21 protein-coding genes are annotated in these 20,763 nt (G+C 57.6%); all 21 read left to right on the top strand.

The annotated features are described in order from the left end of the window. Positions 1–147 precede the first annotated feature (147 nt). The 21 genes from rpmH (at position 148) to glmS (ending at position 20,453) form a co-directional block, all read left to right on the top strand. A complete protein-coding gene (rpmH, locus tag GJU48_RS24815) occupies positions 148–282 on the top strand; it encodes a 50S ribosomal protein L34 (RefSeq protein ID WP_003213577.1) in 135 nt (44 codons plus the stop codon). A gap of 16 nt (positions 283–298) precedes the next feature. Beyond that, positions 299–703, top strand: coding sequence for a ribonuclease P protein component (gene rnpA / locus GJU48_RS24810; RefSeq protein WP_218193654.1), 405 nt, complete (start codon positions 299–301; stop codon positions 701–703). Then, a complete protein-coding gene (yidD, locus tag GJU48_RS24805; RefSeq protein WP_083355989.1) occupies positions 696–941 on the top strand; it encodes a membrane protein insertion efficiency factor YidD in 246 nt (81 codons plus the stop codon). The genes rnpA and yidD overlap by 8 nt, the downstream gene beginning before the upstream one ends. 2 nt (positions 942–943) lie before the next feature. Continuing rightward, positions 944–2,623, top strand: coding sequence for a membrane protein insertase YidC (gene yidC / locus GJU48_RS24800; protein ID WP_094949091.1), 1,680 nt, complete (start codon positions 944–946; stop codon positions 2,621–2,623). A 79-nt stretch (positions 2,624–2,702) separates the two neighbouring features. Then, positions 2,703–4,073 (top strand): tRNA uridine-5-carboxymethylaminomethyl(34) synthesis GTPase MnmE, encoded by a 1,371-nt coding sequence (gene mnmE, locus GJU48_RS24795; RefSeq protein WP_094949090.1) that lies wholly within the window; start codon positions 2,703–2,705, stop codon positions 4,071–4,073. 552 nt (positions 4,074–4,625) lie between these two features. After that, positions 4,626–6,518, top strand: coding sequence for a tRNA uridine-5-carboxymethylaminomethyl(34) synthesis enzyme MnmG (gene mnmG / locus GJU48_RS24790; RefSeq protein WP_094949098.1), 1,893 nt, complete (start codon positions 4,626–4,628; stop codon positions 6,516–6,518). Further along, on the top strand, positions 6,515–7,159 hold the full coding sequence (rsmG, locus tag GJU48_RS24785; protein WP_094949089.1) for a 16S rRNA (guanine(527)-N(7))-methyltransferase RsmG: 645 nt from the start codon (positions 6,515–6,517) through the stop codon (positions 7,157–7,159). Before mnmG ends, rsmG begins: the two co-directional genes overlap by 4 nt. An 18-nt stretch (positions 7,160–7,177) precedes the next feature. Continuing rightward, positions 7,178–7,975 carry a ParA family protein gene (locus tag GJU48_RS24780; protein ID WP_094949088.1) on the top strand — a complete coding sequence of 266 codons (798 nt, stop codon included), beginning with the start codon at positions 7,178–7,180 and terminating at the stop codon, positions 7,973–7,975. A gap of 9 nt (positions 7,976–7,984) precedes the next feature. Further along, complete coding sequence (locus GJU48_RS24775) at positions 7,985–8,857, top strand: ParB/RepB/Spo0J family partition protein (RefSeq protein WP_094949087.1); 873 nt, start codon at positions 7,985–7,987, stop codon at positions 8,855–8,857. Between the two features lie 148 nt (positions 8,858–9,005). Further along, the gene (locus GJU48_RS24770) at positions 9,006–9,413 is read left to right on the top strand and encodes a F0F1 ATP synthase subunit I (RefSeq protein ID WP_010565865.1); all 408 of its coding nucleotides are present in this window, start codon (positions 9,006–9,008) and stop codon (positions 9,411–9,413) included. A gap of 16 nt (positions 9,414–9,429) precedes the next feature. Continuing rightward, entirely contained in the window at positions 9,430–10,299 is an 870-nt protein-coding gene (gene atpB, locus GJU48_RS24765) for a F0F1 ATP synthase subunit A (RefSeq protein WP_017736231.1), read from the top strand. A gap of 133 nt (positions 10,300–10,432) precedes the next feature. Beyond that, on the top strand, positions 10,433–10,690 hold the full coding sequence (gene atpE, locus GJU48_RS24760) for a F0F1 ATP synthase subunit C (protein WP_002555987.1): 258 nt from the start codon (positions 10,433–10,435) through the stop codon (positions 10,688–10,690). A gap of 56 nt (positions 10,691–10,746) precedes the next feature. Beyond that, a complete protein-coding gene (locus GJU48_RS24755) occupies positions 10,747–11,217 on the top strand; it encodes a F0F1 ATP synthase subunit B (protein WP_083355998.1) in 471 nt (156 codons plus the stop codon). Positions 11,218–11,229: 12 nt separating this feature from the next. Continuing rightward, positions 11,230–11,766, top strand: a complete 537-nt coding sequence (locus GJU48_RS24750; RefSeq protein ID WP_003213551.1) for a F0F1 ATP synthase subunit delta — start codon at positions 11,230–11,232, stop codon at positions 11,764–11,766. A 21-nt stretch (positions 11,767–11,787) separates the two neighbouring features. Then, a complete protein-coding gene (atpA, locus tag GJU48_RS24745; protein WP_094949086.1) occupies positions 11,788–13,332 on the top strand; it encodes a F0F1 ATP synthase subunit alpha in 1,545 nt (514 codons plus the stop codon). A gap of 50 nt (positions 13,333–13,382) precedes the next feature. Beyond that, positions 13,383–14,243 carry a F0F1 ATP synthase subunit gamma gene (gene atpG, locus GJU48_RS24740; RefSeq protein ID WP_083356000.1) on the top strand — a complete coding sequence of 287 codons (861 nt, stop codon included), beginning with the start codon at positions 13,383–13,385 and terminating at the stop codon, positions 14,241–14,243. A 27-nt stretch (positions 14,244–14,270) separates the two neighbouring features. After that, positions 14,271–15,650: a F0F1 ATP synthase subunit beta gene (atpD, locus tag GJU48_RS24735; RefSeq protein WP_083356001.1), complete on the top strand. Its 1,380-nt coding sequence runs from the start codon at positions 14,271–14,273 to the stop codon at positions 15,648–15,650. A gap of 44 nt (positions 15,651–15,694) precedes the next feature. Further along, entirely contained in the window at positions 15,695–16,111 is a 417-nt protein-coding gene (locus tag GJU48_RS24730; protein ID WP_094949085.1) for a F0F1 ATP synthase subunit epsilon, read from the top strand. A gap of 122 nt (positions 16,112–16,233) precedes the next feature. After that, a complete protein-coding gene (gene glmU, locus GJU48_RS24725) occupies positions 16,234–17,601 on the top strand; it encodes a bifunctional UDP-N-acetylglucosamine diphosphorylase/glucosamine-1-phosphate N-acetyltransferase GlmU (RefSeq protein WP_094949084.1) in 1,368 nt (455 codons plus the stop codon). Between the two features lie 241 nt (positions 17,602–17,842). Next, entirely contained in the window at positions 17,843–18,610 is a 768-nt protein-coding gene (locus GJU48_RS24720; protein ID WP_049710825.1) for a DeoR/GlpR family DNA-binding transcription regulator, read from the top strand. Between the two features lie 10 nt (positions 18,611–18,620). Further along, positions 18,621–20,453 (top strand): glutamine--fructose-6-phosphate transaminase (isomerizing), encoded by a 1,833-nt coding sequence (glmS, locus tag GJU48_RS24715; RefSeq protein ID WP_083356004.1) that lies wholly within the window; start codon positions 18,621–18,623, stop codon positions 20,451–20,453. Positions 20,454–20,763 lie beyond the last annotated feature (310 nt).

Genomic DNA, 20,763 nt, shown 5'->3' with positions numbered 1-20,763 from the left:
CGAAGAAAAGGCCGGAATGCCTGCGAAGAACTAATTAAAGGAAAAGCTGGTTGGAAATTGACCTAGAGGCTTGCTTTCTCTAGAATCGCCGGTCTCTTAAAACGGGGGCCATTCCGGCCCGTTGTGGACGAACCAGGTAACAACGCCATGAAACGTACTTTCCAACCAAGCACCATCAAACGCGCCCGTACTCACGGCTTCCGTGCTCGCATGGCTACCAAGAACGGCCGTGCTGTCCTGTCGCGTCGCCGCGCCAAAGGTCGTGCGCGTCTGGCAGTTTGATAATCCGGTACTGGTGGTGAGTCAGGACTTCAGTCGGGAAAAGCGTCTGCTAACCCCCCGGCATTTCAAGGCAGTCTTTGACTCCCCCACCGGCAAGGTTCCGGGGAAAAATCTCCTGCTCCTTGCGCGTAACAACGATCTGGATCACCCCCGTCTCGGGTTGGTGATCGGCAAGAAGAGCGTAAAGCTCTCCGTTGAGCGCAATCGCCTCAAGCGTCTGATGCGCGAATCGTTTCGCCTCCACCAGGAAACTCTGATTGGTTGGGATATTGTTATCGTCGCGCGCAAAGGCTTGGGGGACGTAGAAAACCCCGAATTGATTCAGCATTTCGGCAAGCTCTGGAAACGTTTGGCGCGTACCAACAAGCCAGCACCAGCAGTCAGCACCGAAACTGTAGGGGTAGACAGCACCAATGCGTAAACTGGCCCTCGTTCCGATCCAGTTTTACCGCTATGCCATTAGTCCTCTGATGGCTGACCACTGTCGTTTCTACCCCAGTTGTTCCTGCTACGCGTTAGAGGCCATAGAAAATCATGGTCTTCTGCGCGGTGGCTGGCTGGCCTTTCGTCGTTTAGGCCGCTGTCATCCGTGGAATCCCGGTGGTTATGACCCGGTTCCGCCTATCCCTACCTCCCGTTCTTCTTCGATGGCCGAGTAATCATGGATATTAAACGCACGATCCTGATCGTCGCCCTGGCAATCGTGTCCTACGTCATGGTTCTTAAGTGGAACCAGGACTACGGCCAAGCTGCCCTGCCGACTCAGAATGTTGCTACCAATCAGGCTGCGCCGGCTATTCCGGACACCCCGCTGGGTAACAATGCGTCCGCGAGTGCCGATGTTCCCAGCGCGAATGGCGAGACAAGCGCCCCTCTAGAAACGCCAGTGGTCACCAACAAAGACCTCATCCACGTGAAAACGGATGTGCTCGACCTGGCTATCGACCCACAAGGTGGTGATATCGCGCAGTTGAAACTGCCGCTGTATCCACGTCGTCAAGACCATCCAGATGTACCGTTCCAACTGTTCGACAACGGTGGTGAACGTACTTATCTGGCACAAAGTGGCCTGACCGGCACTGACGGTCCGGATGCTCGTGCTACCGGTCGTCCGGTTTATTCGACCGAACAGAAGACTTATCAACTGGCTGATGGCCAGAACCAGCTGAATGTTGACCTGAAATTCAGTCAGGACGGCGTCAACTACATCAAACGTTTCAGCTTCACCCGTGGTTTGTACGATTTGAAGGTCACTTACCTGATCGACAACGAAAGCGCCAAACCGTGGACGGGCAACCTGTTTGCCCAGCTCAAGCGTGACAACAGTGCCGATCCTTCTTCCAGCACCGCCACCGGCACCGCGACTTACCTGGGCGCAGCCCTGTGGACAAGTGGCGAGCCGTACAAAAAAGTGTCGATGAAAGATATCGACAAGGGCTCGCTGAAAGAGACTGTACAAGGCGGCTGGGTTGCCTGGTTGCAACACTACTTCGTGACCGCATGGATCCCGAACAAGGGTGAAGCCAACCTGGTTCAAACCCGCAAAGACAGCCAAGGCAACTACATCATTGGTTTTACTGGCCCGGCGTTGACCGTCGCGCCAGGTGCCAAGGCTGAAACCAGCGCCACGCTGTATGCCGGCCCGAAAAGCCAGGCTGTACTGAAAGAGTTGTCCCCAGGCCTCGAACTGACTGTGGATTACGGCATTCTGTGGTTCATTGCCCAGCCGATCTTCTGGCTGCTGCAACATATCCACAGCATCGTCGGTAACTGGGGTTTCTCGATCATCTTCCTGACCATGCTGATCAAAGGGATCTTCTTCCCTCTGTCGGCAGCCAGCTACAAGTCGATGGCGCGCATGCGTGCTGTGGCGCCGAAACTGGCCGCTCTGAAAGAGCAACATGGTGATGACCGGCAGAAAATGTCGCAGGCCATGATGGAGCTGTACAAGAAAGAGAAGATCAACCCGCTGGGTGGATGCTTGCCGATTCTGGTACAGATGCCCGTGTTCCTGTCGCTGTACTGGGTTCTCCTGGAAAGCGTGGAAATGCGCCAGGCTCCGTTCATGCTGTGGATAACTGACCTGTCGATCAAAGACCCGTTCTTTATCCTGCCGATCATCATGGGCGCGACCATGTTCATCCAGCAGCGCTTGAACCCGACTCCGCCGGATCCGATGCAGGCCAAGGTAATGAAAATGATGCCAATCATCTTCACCTTCTTCTTCCTGTGGTTCCCAGCCGGTCTGGTGCTGTACTGGGTGGTCAACAACGTGTTGTCGATCTCTCAACAGTGGTACATCACGCGTAAAATCGAAGCGGCTACCAAAGCTGCGGCGTAGTTTACTCTGTGGATAACCACTCAAAACGCCCCCTAGTGGGGCGTTTTGCTTTCCGTCACTTTTATTCTGGAACCTGCTGATGAGCGCTCCTCGTGAAACCATCGCTGCTGTCGCTACCGCTCAAGGTCGCGGCGGTGTCGGTATCGTTCGAATTTCCGGGCCGCTGGCCAGCGTGGCAGCCCAGGCCATCAGCGGCCGCGAGTTGAAACCCCGATACGCGCATTACGGCCCCTTTCTGGATGCCGATGAAACGGTGTTGGATGAAGGCTTGGCGCTGTATTTTCCCGGCCCCAACTCGTTCACCGGTGAAGATGTGCTGGAACTTCAGGGCCACGGCGGCCCGGTTGTGCTGGATATGTTGCTGCAGCGCTGCCTGCAGTTGGGTTGCCGCTTGGCGCGTCCGGGAGAATTCAGTGAGCGTGCATTCCTGAATGACAAACTCGACCTGGCCCAGGCTGAAGCCATTGCCGACTTGATCGAAGCGAGTTCTGCACAGGCAGCCCGCAACGCTTTGCGCTCATTGCAGGGCGCCTTTTCATTGCGTGTGCATAACCTGACCGAGCAATTGATCAGCTTGCGTATCTACGTCGAGGCCGCGATTGATTTTCCGGAGGAAGAAATCGACTTCCTCGCCGATGGGCATGTGCTGGCGATGCTGGATAAAGTCCGTGATGAGTTATCCACTGTGCTGCGCGAAGCTGGGCAGGGCGCCCTGCTGCGTGACGGTATGACGGTGGTGATTGCCGGCCGACCGAATGCCGGCAAGTCGAGCCTACTGAATGCCCTGGCAGGTCGCGAGGCGGCCATCGTTACCGAGATTGCCGGCACCACCCGGGATATTCTGCGTGAACATATCCACATCGACGGCATGCCGCTGCACGTGGTCGACACTGCCGGTTTGCGCGACACCGATGACCAGGTGGAAAAGATCGGGGTAGAACGCGCCCTCAAGGCCATTGGCGAAGCAGATCGGGTGCTGCTGGTGGTGGATGCCACGGCGCCAGAGGCTGTGGATCCTTTTGCCTTGTGGCCGGAATTCCTCGAGCAGCGGCCGGACCCGGCCAACGTGACGTTGATCCGTAACAAGGCCGACCTGACGGGTGAAGCCATCGCCATGGAAACCAGCGAGGATGGCCACGTCACCATCAGCCTGAGTGCAAAGTCGGCCGGCGATGGTCTGGAATTGCTGCGCGACCACCTCAAGGCCTGCATGGGCTATGAGCAAACCTCGGAAAGCAGCTTCAGTGCACGCCGCAGGCACCTGGAGGCGCTACGCCATGCCAGCGCGGCGTTGGAGCACGGTCGGGCACAGCTGACCTTGGCGGGGGCAGGGGAGCTGCTGGCTGAGGATTTACGTCAGGCGCAGCAGCTGTTGGGTGAGATCACTGGCGCATTCAGCTCAGATGATTTGCTGGGGCGGATCTTTTCCAGCTTCTGTATCGGTAAATAACCCTTCGTTGTCCACAGACAGGCCATTCGCGCCTGTCTGTTTCGCCCGCTTGAGGGCATTCCATTGCATCTTCTGATTCACCACCCAGGTTGTGGCGGTTTTTGCGTGGGCGTTATTTGGTCGCGTGAGCACTTTTCTGTGGATTAAGCCCTGTGAATAACCGCCCCTGTGCCCAGTTGATAACAGGGCTTGAAACCTGAGTAAAAACCCCCTTGTGGATAACCACCTGTTTAATCCACAGGCTTAAAGCACTTATCCAAGGGCCTCATTGGCACATGACCACAGACTTTTGAATCTCTGTACACAACGTAAATAAAGGGCTGTAGAGATCTATCCACAGAAAGTAGGCTCAGTAGAAATAAACATAAAAACAAAGAGCTTATAAAGTTCTCTCTTTTAATTTCTATTGTCTGTGATTCATCCACAGCTGGTTAAATTTTGTGCAAAGGGTTCTTTAGGAAGGGCTAAGTCCCTATACTTGCGGCCATTGCTCTAAAACCAGCTCAACCAATCAATTCCTAATTACCTACATAAGCAGGCACGAGGTGCGTGGTGGATTTCCCTTCCCGTTTTGAAGTGATCGTCATCGGCGGCGGTCATGCCGGTACCGAGGCAGCACTGGCCTCAGCACGCATGGGCGTCAAAACCCTGTTGCTGACGCACAACGTGGAAACCCTCGGTGCCATGAGTTGCAACCCCGCCATTGGCGGGATCGGCAAAAGCCACCTGGTCAAGGAAATCGATGCCCTGGGCGGCGTCATGGCCACGGCTACCGACAAAGGTGGTATTCAATTTCGCGTGCTCAACAGCCGCAAAGGCCCGGCCGTACGGGCTACTCGGGCACAGGCAGACCGCATCCTGTACAAGGCCGCGGTACGTGAAACCCTGGAAAACCAGCCGAACCTGTGGATATTTCAGCAAGCAGCGGATGACCTGATCGTCGAACAGGATCAGGTACGCGGTGTAGTCACCCAAATGGGCCTGCGTTTTCTCGCAGAATCCGTGGTGTTGACCACCGGTACGTTCCTCGGCGGACTTATCCACATCGGTATGCAGAACTATTCCGGTGGCCGCGCTGGTGACCCGCCGTCGATTGCCCTGGCAAAACGCCTGCGTGAATTGCCGCTGCGCGTCGGCCGCCTGAAAACCGGGACCCCGCCGCGTATCGACGGGCGTTCTGTGGATTTCTCGGTGATGACCGAACAAGCCGGCGATACACCGATCCCGGTGATGTCGTTCATGGGTTCCAAAGAGCAGCACCCCAAACAGGTGAGCTGCTGGATTACCCACACCAACGCCCGAACCCACGAAATCATTGCCGCGAACCTCGACCGTTCGCCGATGTATTCCGGGGTGATCGAAGGCATTGGCCCGCGTTACTGCCCATCGATTGAAGACAAGATCCACCGCTTTGCCGACAAGGAAAGCCACCAAGTCTTCATCGAACCCGAAGGCTTGACCACTCACGAGCTGTACCCGAACGGAATTTCCACGTCCCTGCCGTTCGACGTGCAAATCCAGATCGTGCAGTCGATTCGCGGTATGGAAAACGCGCACATCGTTCGCCCTGGCTACGCCATCGAGTACGACTACTTCGACCCGCGTGACCTCAAGTACAGCCTGGAAACCAAAGTGATCGGCGGCCTGTTCTTCGCTGGGCAAATCAACGGCACCACCGGTTACGAAGAAGCCGGCGCCCAAGGTTTGCTGGCCGGGACCAACGCGGCACTGCGTGCACAGGGCAAAGACAGCTGGTGCCCGCGTCGCGATGAGGCGTACATCGGCGTGTTGGTTGACGACCTGATTACCCTGGGCACCCAGGAACCGTACCGGATGTTCACCTCCCGGGCGGAATATCGCCTGATCCTGCGTGAAGACAACGCCGACCTACGCCTGACCGAAAAAGGTCGCGAGTTGGGCTTGGTCGATGACGCACGCTGGGCCGCTTTCTGCAAAAAACGCGAAAGCATCACGCTGGAAGAGCAGCGCCTGAAAAGTACCTGGGTTCGCCCGGGCACCGAGCAGGGCGACGCGATTGCCGAAAAATTCGGCACGCCGCTGACCCACGAATACAACTTGCTAAACCTGCTGTCCCGTCCGGAAATCGACTACGCTGGTTTGGTCGAAGTGACTGGCCACGGCGCAGAAGACCCACAGGTCGCCGAGCAAGTTGAAATCAAGACCAAATACGCCGGTTACATTGACCGCCAACAGGATGAGATCGCTCGCCTGCGCGCCAGTGAAGACACCAAGCTGCCTGTGGATATCGACTACACCGGGATTTCCGGGCTGTCGAAAGAAATCCAAAGCAAGCTGGGGATAACTCGGCCGGAGACACTCGGCCAGGCTTCACGTATTCCCGGCGTCACCCCGGCAGCCATTTCGCTGTTGATGATTCATTTGAAAAAACGCGGCGCGGGCCGTCAGTTGGAGCAAAGCGCTTGAGTTCGTTGGTCACCTCGCAACACGCCGAAGAGTTATCCACAGGTGCACGCCAGTTGGGTGTGCACTTGACCGATGCCCAGCATGAGTTGCTGCTGGGCTACCTGGCCCTGTTGATCAAATGGAACAAGGCTTACAACCTGACGGCGGTGCGCGACCCGAACGAAATGGTCTCGCGTCATTTGCTCGACAGCCTGAGCGTGATGCCGTTTATCGAAAACGGCCGCTGGCTGGACGTTGGCAGTGGCGGCGGCATGCCTGGCATCCCGTTGGCCATCCTGTTTCCAGAGTCGCAAGTCACGTGCCTGGACAGCAACGGCAAGAAAACCCGCTTCCTGACCCAGGTCAAACTCGAACTCAAGCTGGATAACCTTCAAGTTATCCACAGTCGCGTCGAAGCCTTCACGCCGCAGCAGCCCTTCAACGGAATTGTTTCCCGGGCATTCAGCAGCATGGAGAACTTCAGCAACTGGACCCGCCACTTAGGCGACCGCGACACCCGTTGGCTGGCAATGAAGGGCGTTCATCCAAGCGACGAGCTGTTAGCATTGCCGGCAGACTTCCACCTCGATAGCGAACACGCCTTGGCCGTACCCGGTTGCCAAGGCCAACGCCATCTGCTGATACTGCGCCGCACGGCATGATTGGGAACACAAGCAAGAATGGCTAAGGTATTCGCGATAGCGAACCAGAAAGGTGGCGTGGGCAAAACCACCACCTGCATCAACCTCGCAGCATCCCTGGTCGCGACCAAGCGCCGGGTGCTGTTGATCGATCTCGATCCACAGGGCAACGCCACCATGGGTAGCGGTGTGGATAAACACGGCCTGGAAAACTCGGTCTATGACTTGCTGATTGGCGAGTGCGACCTGGCCCAGGCCATGCACTACTCCGAGCACGGCGGTTATCAACTGCTGCCGGCCAACCGCGATTTGACCGCGGCGGAAGTGGTGCTGCTGGAAATGCAGATGAAAGAAAGCCGTCTGCGCAGCGCCCTGGCGCCGATCCGCGAGAACTACGATTACATTTTGATCGACTGCCCTCCGTCGCTGTCGATGCTCACGTTGAACGCTTTGGTCGCGGCAGATGGGGTGATTATCCCCATGCAGTGCGAGTACTTCGCGCTCGAAGGCTTGAGCGACCTTGTGGATAACATCAAGCGTATCGCTGAGTTGCTCAACCCCAACCTGAAAATCGAAGGCCTGCTGCGGACCATGTACGACCCGCGCCTGAGCCTGATGAACGATGTGTCGGCGCAGCTCAAGGAACACTTTGGCGAACAGCTTTACGACACCGTGATCCCACGCAACATCCGTTTGGCCGAAGCGCCAAGCTATGGCATGCCCGCGCTGGCGTACGACAAATCATCGCGTGGAGCCATTGCCTACCTGGCGCTGGCTGGCGAGATGGTTCGCCGTCAACGCCGTAACTCACGCACCGCTGCAGCCCAGCCAACTTAAGGAACCCCCATGGCCGTCAAGAAACGAGGTCTCGGACGTGGACTGGATGCACTGCTGAGTGGTCCGACTGTCACTTCGCTTGAAGAACAAGCGGTGCAGGCCGACGAGCGCGAGCTGCAACACCTGCCGCTGGACCTGATCCAGCGCGGCAAATACCAGCCACGCCGGGACATGGACCCCCAGGCGCTGGAAGAACTGGCCAATTCGATCAAGGCCCAGGGCGTGATGCAGCCGATCGTGGTCCGCCCGATTGGCGGTGGTCGCTTTGAAATCATCGCCGGTGAACGCCGCTGGCGTGCCAGCCAACAGGCCGGCAAGGACACCATCCCGGCGATGGTGCGCGATGTGCCGGACGAAACCGCCATCGCCATGGCGTTGATCGAGAACATCCAGCGTGAAGACCTCAATCCAATCGAGGAAGCGATCGCCCTGCAGCGTTTGCAGCAGGAATTCAAACTGACTCAGCAGGAAGTCGCGGATGCAGTGGGCAAGTCCCGCGTGACCGTGTCCAACTTGTTGCGCCTGATTGCGCTGCCGGAAGTCATCAAGACCATGCTGTCCCATGGCGACCTGGAAATGGGTCATGCCCGTGCTTTGCTCGGTTTGCCGGAAAATCAACAGGTTGAAGGGGCGCGACACGTTGTCGCACGAGGCCTTACCGTTCGTCAGACTGAGGCTTTAGTTCGCCAATGGCTCAGCGGTAAACCTGCACCGGTCGAAACCGCCAAACCTGATCCGGACATCGCGCGCCTCGAGCAGCGCCTGGCTGAGCGCCTGGGCTCTGCGGTGCAAATTCGCCACGGCAAGAAAGGCAAGGGGCAATTAGTCATCGGATATAACTCACTCGATGAGCTTCAGGGCGTCCTTGCCCACATCCGCTGAAACATTTGCTTATGTAGCGTGTGATCGGAAAACACTACCTGACAGTTGAATAGGGGCAGAACCGCCCCTATACTCTGCGCGCATTTTGTCGGCACAAATTATGCCAAGTTATTGATTCTCGGCAGCCGACCATTGAGGAGCAAGAGTGATGGAAACCCGCACGCCAAACACGTTGCCGTTCCATCGCTTGGCCGTTTTCCCGGTTTTATTGGCTCAATTTGTTATTTTGCTGATCGCCGCATTGGCGCTTTGGTATTGGCATGGAGTCGTAGCCGGATATTCAGGACTCTGCGGAGGCCTGATAGCCTTGCTGCCCAATATGTATTTTGCTCATAGGGCCTTTCGGTTTTCCGGCGCCCGAGCAGCCCAGGCTATCGTCCGGTCTTTTTATGCCGGCGAAGCAGGGAAACTGATTTTGACGGCAGTGCTGTTTGCACTGACCTTTGCAGGTGTGAAGCCATTGGCGCCGCTGGCTGTATTCGGCGTCTTCGTGTTGACCCAACTGGTCAGCTGGTTCGCTCCCCTGCTAATGAAAACAAGACTTTCGAAACCTTAGGGCGTTTGAGGCAACCATGGCAGAAACAACCGCTTCGGGCTATATCCAGCACCACTTGCAGAACCTGACCTTCGGTCAGCTTCCCAACGGCGGCTGGGGCTTCGCCCACTCCGCAGCAGAAGCCAAAGAAATGGGCTTCTGGGCTTTCCACCTGGATACTCTGGGCTGGTCGGTCGCATTGGGTCTGATCTTCGTCCTGATTTTCCGCATGGCGGCAAAGAAGGCGACTTCCGGTCAGCCAGGTGCTTTGCAGAACTTCGTTGAAGTATTGGTCGAATTCGTCGATGGCAGCGTGAAAGACAGCTTCCATGGCCGCAGCCCGGTGATTGCGCCGCTGGCACTGACCATCTTCGTCTGGGTGTTCCTGATGAACGCCGTCGACCTGATCCCGGTGGACTGGATTCCTCAGTTGGCCATGGCGATTTCCGGCGACCCGCACATTCCATTCCGTGCCGTATCGACTACTGACCCGAACGCTACCCTGGGCATGGCCCTGTCGGTGTTCGCGTTGATCATTTTCTACAGCATCAAGATCAAGGGCATCGGCGGTTTCATCGGCGAACTGACCCTGCACCCGTTCGGCAGCAAGAACATCTTTGTTCAAGCCCTGCTGATCCCGGTGAACTTCCTGCTGGAATTTGTGACCCTGATCGCCAAGCCAATTTCCCTGGCCCTGCGACTGTTCGGCAACATGTATGCCGGCGAGCTGGTGTTCATTCTGATCGCTGTGATGTTCGGCAGCGGCCTGCTCTGGCTTAGCGGCCTGGGCATTGTTCTGCAGTGGGCGTGGGCTGTGTTCCACATCCTGATCATCACCCTGCAGGCCTTCATCTTCATGATGCTGACCATCGTCTACCTGTCGATGGCGCACGAAGAGAACCATTAAGACCAGTCTCGACTAGTCTGATGTCCTTCCCGGTAACACGGGAAGGTGGCCCAACAGGGCTATGAAACGATTTGTTTTACCGCTTTAAAATCTAAAAAACCTAAACCATACGACGTAAAAGTCGGGAGGAAAGATGGAAACTGTAGTTGGTCTAACCGCTATCGCTGTTGCACTGTTGATCGGCCTGGGCGCCCTGGGTACTGCCATTGGTTTCGGCCTGCTCGGCGGCAAGTTCCTGGAAGGCGCAGCGCGTCAGCCAGAAATGGTGCCAATGCTGCAAGTTAAAATGTTCATCGTTGCCGGCCTGCTCGACGCTGTGACCATGATCGGTGTTGGTATCGCTCTGTTCTTCACCTTCGCGAACCCCTTCGTTGGTCAACTCGCCGGTTAATCACTCGTTTTTTCGAGTGATTGGTGTGTTGTGCAACGAACGAGCGAGGTATTGGCGTGAACATTAATGCAACCATTATTGGTCAGTCCTTAGCGTTCTTGATTTTTGTCGTTTTCTGCATGAAGTTCGTATGGCCTCCGGTCATCGCAGCTTTGCATGAACGTCAAAAGAAGATCGCGGATGGACTGGACGCTGCCACCCGTGCAGCTCGCGACCTGGAGTTGGCCCAAGAGAAAGCGGGCCATCAACTGCGCGATGCTAAGGCACAGGCAGCTGAAATCATTGAGCAAGCCAAGAAACGCGGTAATCAGATCGTTGAAGAGGCTGTTGAAAAAGCCCGTATCGACGCTGACCGTGTGAAGGTTCAGGCTCAGGCCGAGATCGAGCAGGAACTGAACGGTGTCAAAGATGCGCTGCGTGCCCAATTGGGTGCTCTGGCCGTCGGCGGTGCTGAGAAGATCCTGGGTGCCACAATCGATCAAAACGCGCACGCGGAGCTGGTAAACAAACTGGCTGCTGAAATTTAAGCGAGGGCGATCATGGCAGAATTGACCACGTTGGCCCGACCTTACGCTAAGGCAGCCTTCGAGCACGCCCAGGCCCACCAGCAGCTGGCCTCTTGGTCAGCCATGCTCGGCCTGGCTGCAGCAGTGTCGCAAGACGACACCATGCAGCGCGTGCTCAAGGCCCCGCGACTGACGAGCGCAGACAAGGCCGCCACGTTTATTGACGTGTGCGGCGACAAGTTTGATGTGAAAGTGCAGAACTTCATCCACGTCGTTGCCGAAAACGACCGTCTCCCGCTTTTGCCGGAGATCGCCGCTCTGTTCGACCTGTACAAGGCCGAGCAAGAGAAGTCGGTAGACGTTGAAGTGACCAGTGCTTTCGCATTGAACCAAGAACAGCAAGACAAACTCGCCAAGGTTCTCAGTGCACGACTCGACCGGGAAGTGCGCCTGCAAGTTGCGGAGGATGCCACCCTGATTGGTGGTGTCATCATTCGCGCCGGCGACCTGGTTATCGATGGCTCGATTCGCGGCAAACTCGCGAATCTTGCCGAAGCATTGAAATCTTGAGTTTGAAGGGGCAGCAGAGCAATGCAGCAACTCAATCCTTCCGAAATAAGTGAAATTATCAAGGGCCGCATCGACAAGCTCGATGTGACCTCCCAAGCCCGTAACGAAGGCACTGTCGTCAGCGTATCTGACGGCATCGTGCGGATTCACGGTCTGGCCGACGTAATGTACGGCGAGATGATCGAGTTTCCGGGCGGCGTCTACGGTATGGCTCTCAACCTGGAGCAAGACTCCGTAGGTGCCGTTGTATTGGGCGCGTACACCAGTCTGGCTGAAGGCATGAGCGCCAAGTGCACCGGCCGCATCCTGGAGGTTCCGGTTGGTAAGGAACTGCTGGGCCGCGTAGTCGACGCACTGGGTAACCCAGTTGACGGCAAAGGTCCGCTGAACAATACCGAGACCGATGCGGTCGAGAAAGTTGCTCCAGGCGTGATCTGGCGTAAGTCGGTAGACCAGCCTGTACAGACTGGCTACAAGGCTGTCGATGCCATGATCCCAGTCGGCCGTGGCCAGCGTGAGCTGATCATCGGTGACCGTCAGATCGGTAAAACCGCTCTGGCGATCGACGCGATCATCAACCAGAAGAACAGCGGCATTTTCTGCGTCTACGTTGCAATCGGTCAGAAACAATCGACCATCGCCAACGTGGTTCGCAAGCTGGAAGAAAACGGCGCCCTGGCCAACACGATCATCGTGGCTGCCAGTGCTTCGGAATCTCCTGCGCTGCAATTCCTGGCACCGTACTCCGGTTGCACCATGGGTGAATTCTTCCGCGACCGCGGTGAAGACGCGCTGATCGTTTATGACGATCTGTCCAAGCAAGCAGTGGCTTACCGCCAGATTTCCCTGCTGCTGCGCCGTCCACCAGGCCGTGAAGCTTACCCAGGCGACGTGTTCTATCTCCACTCCCGTCTGCTGGAGCGCGCATCCCGCGTATCCGAAGAGTACGTAGAGAAGTTCACCAACGGCGCAGTGACCGGCAAAACCGGTTCCCTGACCGCACTGCCGATCATCGAAACCCAGGCTGGCGACGTTTCCGCGTTCGTTCCGACCAACGTGATTTCCATCACCGACGGTCAGATCTTCCTGGAATCGGCCATGTTTAACTCCGGGATCCGTCCTGCAGTGAACGCCGGTGTTTCGGTATCCCGTGTGGGTGGTGCCGCTCAGACCAAGATCATCAAGAAGCTCTCCGGTGGTATCCGTACCGCTCTGGCTCAGTACCGTGAACTGGCGGCATTCGCCCAGTTCGCTTCTGACCTGGACGAAGCGACCCGTAAGCAACTTGAGCATGGTCAGCGCGTTACCGAGCTGATGAAGCAGAAGCAATACGCCCCAATGTCGATCGCTGACATGGCGTTGTCGCTGTATGCCGCTGAGCGTGGGTTCCTGACCGACGTTGAAATCACCAAGGTCGGCAGCTTTGAACAAGCGCTGATTGCTTACTTCAACCGCGATCACGCCGAATTGATGGCGAAGATCAACGTGAAGGGTGACTTCAATGACGATATCGATGCTGGCATGAAAGCCGGTATCGAGAAGTTCAAGGCCACCCAAACCTGGTAAGCCGCAGCGGGAGCCGCAAGGCTCCCGCTTGCTAACCTGATAGGTGTTACATGGCAGGCGCAAAAGAGATTCGCAGTAAGATTGCGAGCATCAAAAGCACGCAAAAGATTACCAGCGCCATGGAAAAAGTGGCGGTCAGCAAAATGCGCAAGGCACAAATGCGCATGGCTGCTAGCCGTCCTTATGCGGATCGTATCCGCCAGGTAATTGGGCATTTGGCCAACGCCAACCCGGAATACCGCCACCCGTTCATGATCGACCGCGACGTTAAGCGTGTGGGTTATGTGGTAGTGAGCAGTGACCGTGGTTTGTGCGGTGGTCTGAATACCAACCTGTTCAAGGCCCTGGTCAAGGACATGGCGGTAAACCGCGAAAACGGCGTCGAGATCGATCTGTGTGTTGTTGGTAGCAAGGGTGCGGCCTTTTTCCGTAACTTCGGCGGTAACGTCGTTGCAGCTATCAGCCACCTGGGTGAAGAGCCGTCGATCAATGATTTGATCGGCAGTGTGAAGGTGATGCTGGATGCGTACCTGGAAGGCCGGATTGACCGCCTGTCCGTGGTATCCAACAAGTTCATCAACACCATGACCCAGCAGCCAACCGTGGAGCAATTGATTCCACTGGTGGCGACTCCGGATCAGGAACTCAAGCACCACTGGGACTACCTCTACGAACCAGACGCCAAAGAGCTGCTTGATGGCTTGATGGTGCGCTACGTGGAGTCGCAGGTGTACCAGGCGGTGGTCGAGAACAACGCAGCTGAACAAGCGGCGCGGATGATCGCGATGAAAAACGCTACCGATAACGCCGGTGATCTGATCAGCGATTTGCAGCTGATCTACAACAAGGCGCGTCAGGCTGCGATCACCCAAGAGATCTCGGAAATCGTCGGCGGCGCTGCCGCGGTTTAACGGTTCAAATATTCAGAGGATCCAGCTATGAGTAGCGGACGTATCGTTCAAATCATCGGCGCCGTCATCGACGTGGAATTTCCACGCGACAGCGTACCGAGCATCTACAACGCTTTGAAAGTACAAAGCGATGCAGGCACCACTCTGGAAGTTCAGCAGCAGCTGGGCGACGGCGTGGTTCGTACCATTGCAATGGGTTCCACCGAAGGCTTGAAGCGCGGTCTGGATGTTCTGGACACTGGCGCTGCCATCTCCGTACCGGTCGGTAAAGCGACCCTGGGCCGGATCATGGACGTACTCGGTAACCCAATCGACGAAGCTGGCCCAATCGACACCGAAGAGCGCTGGGGCATTCACCGCCCAGCACCTTCGTTCGCCGAACAAGCTGGTGGCAACGATCTGCTGGAAACCGGCATCAAGGTTATCGACTTGGTTTGCCCGTTCGCCAAAGGCGGTAAAGTCGGTCTGTTCGGTGGTGCCGGTGTAGGCAAAACCGTAAACATGATGGAACTGATCCGTAACATCGCCATCGAGCACAGCGGTTATTCCGTGTTCGCCGGTGTGGGTGAGCGTACTCGTGAGGGTAACGACTTCTACCACGAGATGAAGGACTCCAACGTTCTGGACAAAGTGGCACTGGTTTACGGTCAGATGAACGAGCCGCCGGGTAACCGTCTGCGCGTAGCACTGACCGGCCTGACCATGGCCGAGAAGTTCCGTGACGAAGGTAACGACGTTCTGTTGTTCGTCGACAACATCTACCGTTACACCTTGGCCGGTACTGAAGTATCCGCACTGCTGGGCCGTATGCCTTCGGCAGTAGGTTACCAGCCGACCCTGGCTGAAGAGATGGGCGTTCTGCAAGAACGTATCACTTCGACCAAAGAAGGTTCGATCACCTCGATCCAAGCGGTATACGTACCTGCGGATGACTTGACTGACCCATCGCCTGCGACCACCTTCGCCCACTTGGACGCCACCGTCGTTCTGTCCCGTGACATCGCTTCCCTGGGTATCTACCCAGCGGTCGATCCACTCGACTCGACTTCGCGCCAGCTGGACCCGAACGTGATCGGCCAGGAGCACTACGACACCGCTCGCGGCGTTCAGTACGTGCTGCAGCGTTACAAAGAACTGAAGGACATCATTGCGATCCTGGGTATGGACGAGCTGTCGGAAACCGACAAGCAGTTGGTATCCCGCGCTCGTAAGATCCAGCGCTTCTTGTCGCAGCCGTTCTTCGTGGCTGAAGTCTTCACCGGTGCCTCGGGTAAATACGTTTCCCTGAAAGACACCATTGCTGGCTTCAAAGGCATCCTCAACGGTGACTACGACCACCTGCCAGAACAAGCGTTCTACATGGTCGGCGGCATCGAAGAAGCGATCGAGAAAGCCAAGAAACTGTAATCCCGGCGCCCGGCAACGGGCGCTCATCAGGTTGAGGCAATCAGATGGCTATGACAGTCCATTGCGATATCGTCAGCGCGGAAGGGGAAATTTTCTCCGGTCTGGTAGAGTTTGTAACAGCGCACGGCGACCTCGGCGATCTTGGTATCGCCATGGGTCATGCTCCGCTGATCACCAGCTTGAAGCCAGGTCCGATCACTCTGACCAAGCAAGGCGGGGAACGTGAGGTGTTTTACATCTCTGGTGGTTTCCTCGAGGTTCAGCCGAACATGGTCAAGGTACTTGCCGACACCGTGCAACGTGCTGGCGACCTGGATGAAGCCTCCGCTCAGGAAGCCGTCAAGGCTGCCGAGAAGGCCCTGAACGAAAAGGGCGCGGACTTCGACTACAGCGCTGCTGCTGTACGTCTGGCCGAGGCTGCAGCTCAGCTGCGCACGCTCCAGCAGTTGCGCAAGAAGTAAGCGGCCACGCCGTCATGCTTATGCGCGATTGATTAAAAAGGGTAGCCTCGGCTACCCTTTTTCTTTTTTAGCAAAACACTTCTCTGGTCTGAAGCCGGACCGCCCAGGATTGGTAGCCATTCATGTCTCTCGAAATCGTCATTCTCGCCGCAGGTCAGGGCACCCGCATGCGTTCGGCCCTGCCCAAAGTGCTGCACCCGGTCGCGGGCAATTCCATGCTCGGCCATGTTATCCACAGCGCCCGGCAACTGGACCCGCAGCGGATTCACGTGGTGATCGGCCACGGCGCCGATGTGGTGCGTGAACGCCTGGCCGCAGATGACCTGAATTTCGTTTTGCAGGACAAACAACTCGGCACCGGCCACGCCACCGCGCAAGCCGTGCCGTTCATCACCGCCGACACCGTGCTGATCCTTTACGGCGACGTGCCGTTGATCGAAGTGGAAACCCTGCAACGCCTGCTCAAGCAGGTAGTACCCGGCCAGATGGGCCTGCTGACCGTTGAGCTGGATGACCCCACCGGCTATGGCCGCATCGTGCGCACCGCCGACGGCAAGGTTGCGGCCATCGTCGAACACAAAGATGCCACGCCAGCGCAGCGCGCGATTACCGAAGGCAACACCGGGATTCTCGCCGTCCCTGCCAATAATCTTGCTGACTGGATGAGCCGCCTGTCCAACAACAACGTCCAGGGCGAGTACTACCTCACCGACGTGATCGAGATGGCCGTGAGTGATGGCCTGCTGGTCGCCACCGAGCAGCCCCATGACCCGATGGAAGTGCAGGGCGCCAATGACCGCAAGCAGCTTGCGGAGCTTGAGCGCCACTACCAACTGCGCGAAGGCCGCCGCCTCATGGCCCAAGGCGTAACCTTGCGCGACCCGGCACGTTTCGATGTGCGCGGCGAAGTCACTGTAGGCCGCGACGTGCTGATCGACATCAACGTGATCCTCGAAGGCCGCGTGATCATCGAAGACGACGTGGTGATTGGCCCGAACTGCGTGATCAAGGACAGCACCCTGCGCAAAGGCGTGGTGATCAAAGCCAACAGCCATATCGACGGTGCAGTGATGGGCGAGGGCAGCGATGCCGGCCCGTTTGCGCGCTTGCGTCCCGGCAGCGTGCTGGGCGCCAGGGCACATGTGGGTAACTTCGTTGAACTGAAAAATGCGCGCATGGGCGACGATGCCAAGGCAGGCCACTTGGCTTATCTCGGTGATGCGGTCATCGGTGCTCGCAGCAACATCGGTGCGGGTGCGATCACCTGCAACTACGATGGCGCGAACAAGTATCAGACGACGATCGGTGAGGACGTATTCATCGGCTCGAATAACTCGCTGATTGCACCCGTCACCATCGGCGACGGATCCAACACCGCTGCGGGGTCCACCATCAATCAGGATGTGGATAAGTCTCAACTGGCGGTGGCCCGCGCCCGTCAGCGCAACATCGACGGTTGGAAACGCCCGGTCAAAATCAAGAAGACCTGAGTTATCCACAACCCGACCAGTTGATGCTATTCCCTGTGGGAGCTGGCTTGCCTGCGATAGCTGTCTGACATTCAACATGGATGTCGCCTGACAATCCGCTATCGCAGGCAAGCCAGCTCCCACATTTGTTTGAGGGTGTCTTCGAGCACCCTGCAAAAATTTGCAGTCCTGCGCTTGACGATCTTTCACCAATAGGTTTTGATTGCCTTCGTTATCTTTCGAAACGAAACTTACCATCACCATGTCGAAACGAAATACTCCCCAACGACGCCACAACATCCTGACCTTGCTCAATGAACAGGGCGAAGTCAGCGTGGACGAATTGGCCAAGCGTTTCGAAACTTCGGAAGTGACCATCCGCAAGGACTTGGCCGCGCTGGAAAGCAACGGCCTGCTGCTGCGCCGCTACGGTGGCGCCATCACCATGCCCCAGGAGCTGGTGGGCGACGCCGCCCAACCCATCTCGGCCTACAAGCGCGCCATCGCACGTGCGGCCGTAATGCGTTTGCGTGAACACGCACGCATCATCATCGACAGCGGCAGCACCACCGCCGCCATGATCCCCGAGCTGGGCCATCAGCCTGGCCTGGTGGTGATGACCAACTCCCTGCACGTAGCCCGCGCCTTGAGCGAGCTGGAGCATGAACCGGTGCTGCTCATGACCGGCGGCACCTGGGACCCGCATTCCGACTCGTTCCAGGGCCAGGTCGCCGAGCAAGTGCTGCGCTCCTACGACTTTGATCAACTGTTTATCGGCGCCGACGGCATCGATCTGCAGCGCGGCACCACCACCTTCAATGAATTGCTGGGCCTGAGCCGCGTGATGGCCGAGGTCGCCCGTGAAGTGGTGGTGATGGTCGAATCCGACAAGATCGGCCGCAAGATTCCCAACCTGGAACTGCCCTGGAGCAGCGTCCATACCCTTATTACCGATGATCGCCTGCCGCTTGAGGCCCGCGACCAGATCCAAGCCCGCGGCATTACGCTGATATGCGCGGCAATCATCTAGGAGAAACACCATGTGTGGAATTGTAGGCGCAGTCGCTGAACGCAACGTCACCGCCATCCTGCTTGAAGGCCTCAAGCGCCTCGAATACCGCGGCTACGACAGCGCCGGTGTGGCCGTCTTCACCAATGCCGGCAAGCTTGAGCGCATGCGCCGCCCGGGCAAGGTCAGTGAGCTGGAGCAAGCGCTGCTCGGCGAGCCGCTGGTCGGCCGCCTCGGCATCGCCCACACCCGCTGGGCCACCCACGGTGCGCCGTGCGAGCGCAACGCCCACCCGCATTTCTCCGGGGACCTGGCGGTGGTGCACAACGGCATCATCGAAAACCACGAAGTGTTGCGCGAGCAGCTCAAAGGCCTGGGCTACGTGTTCACCTCGGACACCGACACCGAAGTCATCGCCCACCTGCTGAATCACAAGCTCAAAGACCTCGGCGACCTGACCGTCGCCCTCAAAGCCACCGTCAAGGAACTGCATGGCGCCTACGGCCTGGCCGTGGTCAGCGCCAGCCAACCTGACCGCGTGGTTGCCGCGCGCAGTGGCAGCCCGTTGGTGATCGGCCTGGGCCTGGGGGAAAACTTCCTCGCCTCCGACCAACTGGCGCTGCGCCAGGTCACCGACCGCTTCATGTACCTGGAAGAAGGCGACATCGCCGACATTCGCCGCGAAAGCGTGGCGATCTGGGACGTTAACGGTAACTCCGTAGAGCGCGAAGCCGTGCAATACCGCGACGGTGCCGAAGCCGCTGACAAAGGCGAGTTCCGCCACTTCATGCTCAAGGAAATCCACGAGCAACCGTCCGTGGTGCAACGCACCCTGGAAGGCCGCCTGAGCCAGAACCAAGTGCTGGTCAACGCCTTCGGCCCGCAAGCCGCCGAGCTGTTCGCCAAAGTGCGCAATGTGCAGATCGTCGCCTGCGGCACCAGCTACCACGCCGGCATGGTTGCGCGTTACTGGCTGGAAGAACTGGCCGGCATCCCGTGCCAGGTCGAAGTCGCCAGCGAATTCCGCTACCGCAAAGTGGTGGTGCAGCCCGACACCCTGTTCGTGACCATCTCCCAGTCCGGCGAAACCGCCGACACCCTGGCTGCGCTGCGCAACGCTAAAGAGTTGGGCTTCCTCGCCAGCCTGGCGATCTGCAACGTCAGTATCAGCTCCCTGGTGCGCGAATCCGACCTGACCCTGCTAACCCAAGCCGGTCGCGAAATTGGCGTAGCCTCCACCAAAGCCTTCACCACCCAACTGGTTGGCTTGTTGTTGCTGACCCTGTCCCTGGGCCAGGTGCGCGGCACCCTCGCCGAAGGTGTTGAAGCCACGCTGGTGGAAGAACTGCGCCGCCTGCCGACCCGCCTGGGCGAAGCCCTGGCCATGGACAGCACCGTGGAAAAAGTCGCCGAACTGTTCGCCGACAAAAACCACACCCTGTTCCTCGGCCGTGGCGCGCAATACCCAGTCGCGATGGAGGGCTCGCTGAAACTCAAGGAAATCTCGTACATCCACGCCGAAGCCTACCCAGCCGGTGAACTGAAACACGGCCCACTGGCCCTGGTGGATGACGACATGCCTGTGGTCACCGTCGCGCCAAACAACGAACTGCTGGAAAAGCTCAAATCCAACCTGCAGGAAGTGCGCGCCCGTGGCGGCCAACTGATCGTGTTCGCCGACGAAAAAGCCGGCATGACCAATGGCGAAGGTACCCACGTCATCAACATGCCGCACATCCACGACACCCTGTCGCCGATCCTCTACACCATCCCGCTGCAGCTGCTGTCGTACTACGTGGCTGTGCTCAAGGGCACCGACGTTGACCAGCCGCGTAACTTGGCGAAGTCGGTGACGGTGGAGTAATACGGCACCTGTAGTGGTCGAATGAAACCGGACACCTCGATAGGTGGAAAATGCATCTATCGAGGTGTCAAATGACCAAACAACGCCGTTCCATTTCTGCTGAATTCAAACACGAGGCTGCCGACCTCGTCTAAGCAATCAGCTTCATGAGCCAGTCGTCACTCGGCGTCGGCGAGTCGGTTCTATACGGGGATTTTTTTGTCGGATGCTGAAGAACGGAGCCCCCCGCTAATCGCTTGATGGGGGGAAAGCCTCACCGCGTAACTTACAGGCTGTTTGAGGGTAGTTGAAGCACCGTCAGCAAAATCGC

The sequence above is a fragment of the Pseudomonas sp. IB20 genome (genome assembly GCF_009707325.1).
Lineage (GTDB): Bacteria > Pseudomonadota > Gammaproteobacteria > Pseudomonadales > Pseudomonadaceae > Aquipseudomonas.
This window is presented reverse-complemented; position numbering and strand designations above follow the sequence as displayed.

Excerpts from the sequence above, each read along its gene's own strand:
- rpmH (WP_003213577.1), top strand. The coding sequence starts at position 148 with ATGAAACGTACTTTCCAACCAAGCACCATCAAACGCGCCCGTACTCAC.
- atpE (WP_002555987.1), top strand. The coding sequence starts at position 10,433 with ATGGAAACTGTAGTTGGTCTAACCGCTATCGCTGTTGCACTGTTGATC.
- GJU48_RS24720 (WP_049710825.1), top strand. The coding sequence starts at position 17,843 with ATGTCGAAACGAAATACTCCCCAACGACGCCACAACATCCTGACCTTG.
- yidC (WP_094949091.1), top strand. The coding sequence starts at position 944 with ATGGATATTAAACGCACGATCCTGATCGTCGCCCTGGCAATCGTGTCC.
- glmS (WP_083356004.1), top strand. The coding sequence starts at position 18,621 with ATGTGTGGAATTGTAGGCGCAGTCGCTGAACGCAACGTCACCGCCATC.
- GJU48_RS24750 (WP_003213551.1), top strand. The coding sequence starts at position 11,230 with ATGGCAGAATTGACCACGTTGGCCCGACCTTACGCTAAGGCAGCCTTC.
- atpA (WP_094949086.1), top strand. The coding sequence starts at position 11,788 with ATGCAGCAACTCAATCCTTCCGAAATAAGTGAAATTATCAAGGGCCGC.
- GJU48_RS24770 (WP_010565865.1), top strand. The coding sequence starts at position 9,006 with ATGGAAACCCGCACGCCAAACACGTTGCCGTTCCATCGCTTGGCCGTT.
- glmU (WP_094949084.1), top strand. The coding sequence starts at position 16,234 with ATGTCTCTCGAAATCGTCATTCTCGCCGCAGGTCAGGGCACCCGCATG.
- GJU48_RS24775 (WP_094949087.1), top strand. The coding sequence starts at position 7,985 with ATGGCCGTCAAGAAACGAGGTCTCGGACGTGGACTGGATGCACTGCTG.
- atpD (WP_083356001.1), top strand. The coding sequence starts at position 14,271 with ATGAGTAGCGGACGTATCGTTCAAATCATCGGCGCCGTCATCGACGTG.
- yidD (WP_083355989.1), top strand. The coding sequence starts at position 696 with ATGCGTAAACTGGCCCTCGTTCCGATCCAGTTTTACCGCTATGCCATT.
- atpB (WP_017736231.1), top strand. The coding sequence starts at position 9,430 with ATGGCAGAAACAACCGCTTCGGGCTATATCCAGCACCACTTGCAGAAC.
- mnmE (WP_094949090.1), top strand. The coding sequence starts at position 2,703 with ATGAGCGCTCCTCGTGAAACCATCGCTGCTGTCGCTACCGCTCAAGGT.
- GJU48_RS24730 (WP_094949085.1), top strand. The coding sequence starts at position 15,695 with ATGGCTATGACAGTCCATTGCGATATCGTCAGCGCGGAAGGGGAAATT.
- atpG (WP_083356000.1), top strand. The coding sequence starts at position 13,383 with ATGGCAGGCGCAAAAGAGATTCGCAGTAAGATTGCGAGCATCAAAAGC.
- GJU48_RS24780 (WP_094949088.1), top strand. The coding sequence starts at position 7,178 with ATGGCTAAGGTATTCGCGATAGCGAACCAGAAAGGTGGCGTGGGCAAA.